Annotated in this window: 5 protein-coding genes; all 5 read right to left on the reverse strand. The window is 44.5% G+C overall.

Going from position 1 to position 4,747, the window contains the following annotated elements:
- The coding region (locus Q0256_RS09225; RefSeq protein WP_297962411.1) for a hypothetical protein at positions 1-493 on the reverse strand (493 nt) is incomplete at its 3' end.
- Entirely contained in the window at positions 486-1,637 is a 1,152-nt protein-coding gene (locus Q0256_RS09230; protein ID WP_004318461.1) for an MBL fold metallo-hydrolase, read from the reverse strand. The genes Q0256_RS09230 and Q0256_RS09225, both read right to left, overlap by 8 nt.
- A gap of 10 nt (positions 1,638-1,647) precedes the next feature.
- The gene (locus Q0256_RS09235; RefSeq protein WP_297962413.1) at positions 1,648-3,039 is read right to left on the reverse strand and encodes a hypothetical protein; all 1,392 of its coding nucleotides are present in this window, start codon (positions 3,037-3,039) and stop codon (positions 1,648-1,650) included.
- Positions 3,040-3,145: 106 nt separating this feature from the next.
- A complete protein-coding gene (locus tag Q0256_RS09240) occupies positions 3,146-4,318 on the reverse strand; it encodes a PAS domain-containing sensor histidine kinase (RefSeq protein WP_297962415.1) in 1,173 nt (390 codons plus the stop codon).
- Positions 4,309-4,747: winged helix-turn-helix domain-containing protein (locus Q0256_RS09245; protein ID WP_297962417.1), on the reverse strand; the 439-nt coding region annotated here is incomplete at its 5' end. The genes Q0256_RS09240 and Q0256_RS09245, both read right to left, overlap by 10 nt.

A 4,747-nucleotide genomic window follows, 5' to 3' on the forward strand; every position in this document is an offset into this window, starting at 1 on the left:
CCTCTACGCAGACGCCGTCCTTTGCGTACGATCTATCTCTGAGCTTCGTTTCAAAAGATAGCGCTATGCCCCGCTCTTGCGGCTTTAAATAGATCGTAGCGACGCAGAAGTTATTTAAAAGCTCCCCGTGCGCGGAGAAATTTCGCACCTTTGCCAAAAAGTCCGGCTCCCCAGCCAAAACGGCTTCAAAAAGCGAGACGCTACCGAGCAGCTCGTCATTTGCGGAGGGGAAATAATAAAGCTCAAATACGCCCGCATCCTCTTTCACCTCCCGCAAAACGATGCCGTAAATTCCGCCGTAAAAGCCAAATTTGATGCTCCAGCATTCATTAAAATAGTTCCCCTTATACATCCCTTGATACCTGCTTGAGGATTTTATGTCGCTATCGTAAAGAGACTTCATCAATATACATCTCATAAGCGACCTGTAATCCTCAAACGAGTATTTAAATTTCAAAGGGAAAATATCTTGAAATTCCATGCTTCTATCCAAATTTAACCTTATCGCCGTTGCCCAGATAATCGGACGTTTTGGTTCTAAATCTAGCCGTGCCTTTTACGATCGGATAGCCCTCGCGGACGAATTTTTGCACGGTCAGCAGACCCGTGCAGTGGTTGCACGCCATGACTTGGTAGTTCCATCTTTTAAGTCCGATAACCAGATCGTCGTATTTTGGATCCCAGTCGTCAAACGGCGAGATATGAAGTCCGCCGTAAAGACCATAGAGTTGGTCGTTGTCGTACTTAAGCTCCTTATGCGCGGAGTCCGAAAAAGTAATGATGCCTTGATGGCAGCAGCCCGTGATACTCACTAGGCCTTTGTCTTTGACGTTTACGAAGATCGACTGCTCGCCAAAAACCCTCGTAATGATAGGGCAGTCGTAGCAAAACGTGCACATTCCGGGCTCGATCTCATTTCTGCCCTTTTTAAACACTACAAGCTCGCCTTTATGGCCTGAATCTTTGATATATTGTCTGCCCTCCGGGTAAAAGCCTTCGTGAATGATGATTCTGATGTCGGGCTTATACTTTAAAACTACGGGTAGCGCCCAAAAGTGATCGTAGTGCTCGTGCGACATTATGAGAGTGTCGATCTCACCGCTTTGCAGCATCTTATCGATCCCCTCCCGCTTAAAGCACTCGTGCATCCACTTATATGACCAGCCGCAATCAAGCAGATATTTTTTCTTTTCGCCGTTTAGCCGCTCTATCTCTATCAAAGCGGAGTAGCCGCCGGCGTTATCGGGATTTACGGAAAGTTTTTTGGTTACCTCCCACGCCTCATCGATCTTATCGGGTAGAAGATGCTTGATTTGTGAAATTCCCTCTTCGTAGCTGCCTTTGGCAAGCCCTTTGCCGTTACCAAACGGTGGCCAGTTAAATAGATATTGATTGACTAGCAGTCCGCCTGCGCCTTTAATATCTCCCATCAGCATCGAGTTGTCAAACCAGCTCGTTTCGGAGATATTAGTAACCTCGACGCTTTTAATCGCGCCAAAATCGGTCATCTTTCGCACTTCATCCGGAAGAAAAAATTCCCTCGCAGGAGAGTATGAAAACACTCCCATCGATGCGAGCGCGCCGAGTCCTATTCCCGCTGCACCGCCTTTTATAAAATCTCTTCTAGCTTCATTCATCTCAGATCCTTTATTTAAAAATTGTAAGCATATTGCCCACGGCAGGCGCTAGATAAACTACGGCGAGATAGATAACCACGCCTATGATAAAGCCCGCTACCAAGCCTTTGATGGAATTTTTATTTCCAAAATCATCTTCCTCGCCTGCTTCCTCTGCTTCCTCTTTCTTGCCAGCAAGCTTCCAGCCCGGCCAGCCGTCCATAAACCAGTAATTTATCAGCATGACGTTGATAAACCAGATCATCGGAATCATCGGGAATTGTTGCGGGTGCGAAAAGCCTTTTTGGGTGCCTAGTAAAAAGTGAGAGACCTGATAATAGACGTAGTATAGGACGATAGCCGCTACCATGCTTATGATCGTTCTAAGAAGGATATTGACGGGCTTTGAAAATTTATTAACCGCGTTGTTGCAGTAAAATTTAATAAACAGCACCGGCACCAGCCAAAATATAGCTATCTCGCCTACGTGCAGCCATCGCCAATCGGGCGCAAAAAGCCTTCTGTCGCCTCTAATATGCACGCCCCAGATGAGCTCTTGCAGATAGTAAAAGAAGAATGAAAAGCAAAACGCCATCGCTATAATGCCGAAAAACGACGCCGTCCTTCTAAGCCAGTTCGTCTTAATAAGGCTAAAAGGATACCTCTCCCAGATAGTTTCATACACCCACACCATAACAGTACAGCACATAATCCATGCGATATTGAAATTTCCGTGCACGGTATCGGCGAAGTTGTGCCACCAAGGCGGAGTGATGGATGTGTATTTTTGCCACGGATCGAATAAAATTCCCATTTGCGAGTGGAAAAATACGAAATACACGATCATACTTAGCAAAAAGGTCCAGATAAAAACTGTAAAGCCTTTAGCGGGCTGCTTTAGCTTCTGCCACGGCGAATTATCCGCGGCCACCACCCAAGAGGGGCTGAGCCACGATGCGATAGCGGCAAACATCAAAATAGCCTGAGCCGAGTACTCAAGCGCGTAAAAATCGGTTATGCCAAGCTCCGCAAGCCTTCGCGGACTAAAATACGATATGGCAAGCTCGCCTAGAATAAATTCGAAGAATATCTTTAAGAATACGAAGAAGGTAAAAAATACCATCACCGTAAAGATAATGCCCTTTTTCGCTGGCCCCGCCGTATAGAGCCACTCTCTTTTGAATGGCCAAAAGTTAAAAATATACGCTATCCAGATGATAACTACAAGTAGCCACCTGCACCACATATATCCCACGTAAGGGGTATACATCCTCATCAGTCCCCTAGGATCTTGAAAGATCCACCACGATGCGTAAAACACCACAAACAAAAATAGAGTGTTTATAAGCACCGATGTGAGCGGAGAATATCTTCTAACAAGCTTCCGCTCCTCCAGATAAATTTTGTCTTCAGGTTCGCTCATCGCTCCCTCCTTACATAAAATTTAATCTTTGTTAATTATATAAAAAGAGTGCAGCCCATTTGTAGCGTAAATTTGGATTAAATTTTTAAATTGTCTCAGAAAAGCTTCATTTCGGAAGTTTGATTATGAAATTTGAACCGCCTTTTAGGCTCTCTACGGCGAGCGAGCCCTTGCAGTGATCTTCGATGATGATCTTTGACATATATAGCCCGATGCCGGTGCCGTTTTTGCTAGCTTTGGTAGAAAAATACAGATCGAAAATTTTATCCGCGATCTCCTTTTTGATGCCGCCGGCGTTATCTTTTACGCTTAAGCAAAGATAGGACTTTTCGATGTAGGTTGAAATTTCGATAACCCCGTCGTCGATATTTCTTTCTAAAAAGGCGTCTTGAGCATTTTTTATGATGTTTAAAATAACCTGCGAAACCTCGTTTTTATATGTAAGCAGAGTCTGGTTGCAGCCGTATTTCGCGTAAATTTTAATCTTTTGATTTTGCAGTATCGCTTTTGCGATATTTATCGCCATATTGCAAAGCTCCTCCAGGCTCGTAACTTCCTTGATCTTAGCGGGCTTAAAGAAATTTCTAAATTCATCGATCGTTTCGGATAGGTGCTTGGAATACTGCTCGATCTTGCCTAGCTCCTCCAAAAGAGCCATTTTATCAAATTTATCCGCCATCAAGCAGCTAGTGCTTAGATACGAAGCCGTAGCCGAGATAGCGGACAGCGGTTGCCTCCATTGATGCGCTATCATATTTAAAATTTCGCCCATCTGAGCGAGCCTTGATTGATACTGAAGCTGCTCGTCTTGGCGCCTTATGAGCTTTAGCTGCTCCTCGATCTCGTGGTTGAGCGTTAAATTTAGCCGTTTGACCTTCAGCCTGCTTTGTTTTAATTTCTTCTCCGCCATCACCCTTTTGGTGATATCCACCACTATCCAAAGCACCTCGTCGTTTCCCGATATGGAGTCGCCCGAAATTCTAATCCACAGCCCTTTGCCGCTTTTGTGCCTTAGCTCGTAGTTTAGCTGCAGGGCCTCATTTTTTCTTACTTTATTAAAGGCGATGTCTGCGAAATGCAGGTATTTCTCTTCGCTTAGATGTATGGTTTGCGCGGATTTACCGATGATCTCGTCGTATTCGTAGCCGAAAATTTTACAAAAGGTCTCGTTGCACTCCATAATATTTCTTTTCTTGTCCACGATGAAGATGCCGACGCCGGAATTTGAAAATATCGTCTCAAATCTCTGATGATTTTTCTTGATGTCTACTATCGCCATTTTATTCTGTATCCTTGTGAGTAGATATTTTCTATCAGCTTATAGCCTATTTTTTGGTGAAATCTGGATACGATATTTCTTACCCGTTTGTCGTCATATCCGCCATAGTCCTCAAACAGCTCGTTTTCTATCTCAAGGCCGCTTGCGATCCGTCCGCTAGAGCTTAGAAGCAGCTGCAACAAAGAGGTTTCGTTTTTGGTTAGTTTGATAATTTCGCCTGCCTTGGATAGGGTTAAACTCTGCTTGTCCCACACGAAATCGCCGCTTAGATAAATAAACTTTCCCGGTTTTATTTCGATGCTTTGCGTGATTTTTTCAAGCACGCTTAGTAGATCCTCGGTCGTAAAAGGCTTTAGTATGTAGCCGTCCACGCCGATAGATATCGCTTTGGTGAAAAATTTAGACTCGTCGTAGGCCGAGAATATGACC

It is taken from the genome of uncultured Campylobacter sp. (assembly GCF_937949835.1).
Classification (GTDB): Bacteria; Campylobacterota; Campylobacteria; order Campylobacterales; family Campylobacteraceae; genus Campylobacter_B.